The 4,158-nt window shown below is 42.4% G+C and carries 4 protein-coding genes; 1 reads left to right on the forward strand and 3 read right to left on the reverse strand.

Features of this window, described 5'->3' with window-relative positions; translation table 11 throughout:
* Nucleotides 1–835: 835 nt before the first annotated feature.
* The 3 genes from OGM63_RS12435 to OGM63_RS12445 form a co-directional block, all read right to left on the reverse strand.
* A complete protein-coding gene (locus OGM63_RS12435; protein WP_263745885.1) occupies nucleotides 836–1,798 on the reverse strand; it encodes an alpha/beta fold hydrolase in 963 nt (320 codons plus the stop codon).
* Nucleotides 1,791–2,294 carry a DUF4112 domain-containing protein gene (locus tag OGM63_RS12440; RefSeq protein ID WP_263745886.1) on the reverse strand — a complete coding sequence of 168 codons (504 nt, stop codon included), beginning with the start codon at nucleotides 2,292–2,294 and terminating at the stop codon, nucleotides 1,791–1,793. Before OGM63_RS12440 ends, OGM63_RS12435 begins: the two co-directional genes overlap by 8 nt.
* Nucleotides 2,295–2,368: 74 nt before the next feature.
* Nucleotides 2,369–3,265, reverse strand: a complete 897-nt coding sequence (locus OGM63_RS12445; RefSeq protein ID WP_263745887.1) for a YihY/virulence factor BrkB family protein — start codon at nucleotides 3,263–3,265, stop codon at nucleotides 2,369–2,371.
* Between the two features lie 290 nt (nucleotides 3,266–3,555).
* Here OGM63_RS12445 and OGM63_RS12450 point away from each other — a divergent pair, with 290 nt between their 5' ends.
* On the forward strand, nucleotides 3,556–4,023 hold the full coding sequence (locus tag OGM63_RS12450; protein ID WP_263745888.1) for a hypothetical protein: 468 nt from the start codon (nucleotides 3,556–3,558) through the stop codon (nucleotides 4,021–4,023).
* Nucleotides 4,024–4,158 lie beyond the last annotated feature (135 nt).

Consider the following 4,158-nt stretch of genomic DNA (forward strand, 5'->3'; position numbering starts at 1 on the left):
CCTAAATAAAGCGCATCGTCCGTAAATATTTCTGAACGCTTCAGCGGCAAATGAAAGAGTGGGAGTTTGAAAGCGAATGATATGCTTCCTCCCACTCTTTTTTTATGGGGAGCAATGCAAAACTATTTTCCCAACACTGAAATAGCTAGATTTTGTCGGTAAAATAGGACAAAAATGAATTTAATTTTGCTACTATTGATACGAATTAAACTATTTGAAAAAGTTGCCAAAATGGCAACCATGCTTAAAGCAAATCAGTTAAATTATTAAACATAAGGAACTTCCAGGGTGTGGTTATCTTTCTTGAGTTACGCTTCTGGAATAATTTTTGTGATGCACCTTCTACCAAACAAGTTTCCGAGGCAAATAATGTATATCCCAAAAAGATATACAGCGAATTGCAACCCTAACAAATTAAAATAAATAATCAAGTTTCCATTTGCTGCACCAGGAATATTAAGCGCATACGGGCGTTGTTTTTGTTCGACACATTAGCCCCCCAAATAAAGCGTATCGTCCGTAAATATTTCTGAACGCTTCAGCGGCAAATGAAAGAGTGGGAGTTTGAAAGCGAATGATATGCTTCCTCCCACTCTTTTTTTATGGGGAGCAATGCAAACTATTCTCAGAATACTTAATATCATGTCCTCAGTTGGGACACATATTAGACAACCGATGTGGAAATTAATTATGCGTTACCCACAATCCTTGTAGAGACGTAGCACTTGGTAGTCTCTACATCTTTTCCAACAGATGTCTATTGTAGAGACGTTCCGGCGGAACGTCTCTACGAGGGTTATATCTGCTAATATCTATTTTGAGGGTGATTGATTATTTAGATAAAGTTTGTATCCCGCATAAATTTAATAATAGCGGCATTAACCGCCTGTGCAGCACCAGATGAGGCATCATGATGACAATTAGGTAGAATTTGGAACTTAGCATTCTTCAGACGTTGACGCAATTTCTCGCCATCGCTAGCAGGAAACCAACTATCTTGTTCACCCCACAAAATTAGTGTGGGAGACTGAATATCACCGAGATTATTTTGAATTTCACTAAGCATGTTCGGCTTATTAGTTTGTAAATGCTCAATTTCTCGCGCAGCTATTTGTAACTCTTCAGCAACTTTCACCAAAGTACCAGGAAACTCAATAAACGGGTAAGTTATCCAGTAAACATCTTCTTGGGTAAGTATTGAGGGATCGAATAGCACCCGACGCCGTTCTATTCCCATAATTTCTCTTACTAAAGGTGCAAACAAATATGCTAAACGTAAGTTATCAATTATTTCCAATATTTCTAACGGCGTTTGTGCAAGCACCGACATTCCCCAATGGGGCAGGCATTGGGGAAAAATAGGTACATTTAGTACCACTAACCGCGCAATTAATTGAGGGTTTTTTTCAGCAATAGCAAGGGCAATTACTGCCCCCAAAGATTCTGCGACAATGACAACGGGTTCATCACATAAAGCCTGAATTATTCGCTCTAGCTCAATAACTTGATGACCGCTTTTTTCTCGACGACACACAGGTTTTTCGGAAAAACCGTAGCCTTTAGCATCAAAACAAATTACCCGAAAATATTCAGATAACGGGGCGACGCTGTAACGCCAATTATAGCTCCAACTGCCCATACCATGTAATAAAATGAGCGGTTTCCCTGTACCTTTTTCGCCATAAGCGATTTGTATAGGATATCCATTAGCATCTGTAATTATTAAATTTTGTCGCCCTTTAGGAAAAGTAGCTTGCCACCAATTTTTCATTCCTTTATCAGCAAATAATTTAAACACCAAATAAGGCTTGCCAGAGCAGTCTAATTAGTATGACAGGCAATGCTACTAATACAATGGCAACAAACAATAATCCGACCAAAAGCGCTAATACAAACCATAAATCTGCGCTCTTACTGTGTCCGGGAAATCTTAAGTGTTCTTCTAATAACTTAATATTGTATTCGTTTGCTGTCCAAGCAAAATCAAAAAAGTCTCCCAGCACTGGCACAGCGCCCAGCAAGCCATCAATAATAATATTTAAGACCATTCTGCCCAAAGTTGCTTTAGGTGCGCCTAATCGCGCCGCTTCTAGGACAATGTAGGCAGAAAGCATGATTCCGAAAAAATCACCACCAAGAGGTATGAATCCTAAAAGTGGATCTAGTCCAATACCAACCCGCGTTCCGGGAATGGTTATGGCATTATCCAGCAAACGGCTAAGTTGACGCAAGCGCTTTAAGGTAGCGGCTTTGGCATCGGGTTCAATTGTGAACTTTAGAGGAGATTTAGACATGGACGCGATCGCTTTTTTCTGTTTTAACCGCTAAACATTTTACTCTGATGTTGGCAGTTTTCTAGAGTTAATTGTTACTGCTTATCGCCAGCGTTCTGATGGCGCGATCGCATATCTTCACCCACAACTACATTTAATTGATCCCCAATTAAAAGAACCGCAGCGCTCATCCAAAGCCACAGCATTAAAACAATCACCGCTCCCACTGCACCATAAGCGATGTTATAGTTACCGAAATTCGCCACATAAGCCCGAAATAGACTCGACACGATCGCCCAGGAAATAGCTGCTATAATCGCTCCAGGCATCATTGGTGTACCTGGGTTCCACTTTGAAGGACCGTAGCGATAGATAAAAGCAAAAGCAGTCGCAACAATACCTAAAGCTAAAGCCCAGCGAAACAACTGCCAAAAATGCAATAATAATCCGAAAAAATCATTTTCACGCAATACAAGTTGCAATACTAAGTCACTAATAAAGACCAAAAAAGAAGCCACCACAAAAAGCATGATCGTGCCAATTGTTAATCCCAAAGAGATAAGTTTAGCTTTCCAAAAAGGGCGAATCTTATCTGCGGGAATTTGATGGATTTGATCGAGGGCTGTCATTGCCGTACTTACCGCACCAGAAGCAGTCCAAATGGCGATCGCAAAACTTAGAGAAAACAAACCGCTATTTTTTGAGTTAGTAATTTCTTTGGTAGCAAAATCACGAATTAGATTTAGTGCTTCTTCTGGTGCGATTTGACTCAGTTGTGCCGCCATTTGTTTAAAAGTATCTTGCAAAGATTCTTCAAATAAGCCAATGGCTGTCAGGGCGGCAAGAATTGCGGGAAACAACGATAATATTGCATTGAAGGCAATTTCCGAAGCTAGTCCCAAAAGTCGCCGTTTGATGGTAATCGCAAAGGTTTTTTTGAAGGTGCCACCATTGAGGTGGCGAAAAAAGCGGACAAAACGAGGCTTTGCCATGATTTTAGTAGCGGCAGGTTGGGTTTCTCAACTAGTCTGCCAAATCTGATGGGCAAGTGGGAGGTGGGGGAGGAGAAGCCCTGACGACTGGAAGTCGCGGCTATACAAACGCTCGTCCGCCTACGCGGACTAATCTCAAAAGAGGGTTTCAAATTTATTCTGGCAAGAGAAAGAAAAGAGCGGTAATGACCCTTGACTCTTGACTAATGACCATTGACTAATGACTCTTGACTAATGACTCTTGACTAATGACCATTGACTAATGACTAATGAAATTATGAAAAATATTTATGAGTCAAGAATTAACACAACAATGGTTGACGGAAATTCAAGCGCTGAGACAGCAGATGGGGCAACTGCAAGAGCGTAGCAATGCAGCTTGGGAAAGTGCTGATAAATGGCGTCAACTTTACAACACCGAAGCCGAACAACGCCGCACAGATGCTCAGATGTCACAGGTTGCGATCGCCGAATTGAAGGCAGAAATTCAAAAACTCAAGGGTATTGAAGACGCCACATTACCCGACTCGACAACAGCCACAGCTATTCAACAAGAAATCGAACAGCTAAAATCTCCAGAGGAATTGCAACCGAAATTAATTGCAGTCATGAAAGAACGCGATCGCCTGCTGCAAGCCTTGAAAACCGAACAAGACAACCACTCCCAAACCCGCAACAACCTCACCACAGCCTTAGGTGATGCTATTGATAGCTTGACACGAGAGCGAGCAGGGGGAGAGGGGGGGAGTGGGAGATGAGGGAGAGGGGGGGAGGGGGGACAAGGGAGACAAGGGAGACAAGGGAGATGGAGAGACAAACTCCCCCTGCTAAGAGCCCCCTGCAAAGAGCCCCCCGCTAAGAGCCCCCCTGTCCCCCTTTGTCCCTCTGCCCCC

Origin of the sequence: Plectonema radiosum NIES-515 (genome assembly GCF_025753815.1) — a bacterium.
GTDB lineage: Bacteria > Cyanobacteriota > Cyanobacteriia > Cyanobacteriales > Nostocaceae > Hassallia > Hassallia radiosum_A.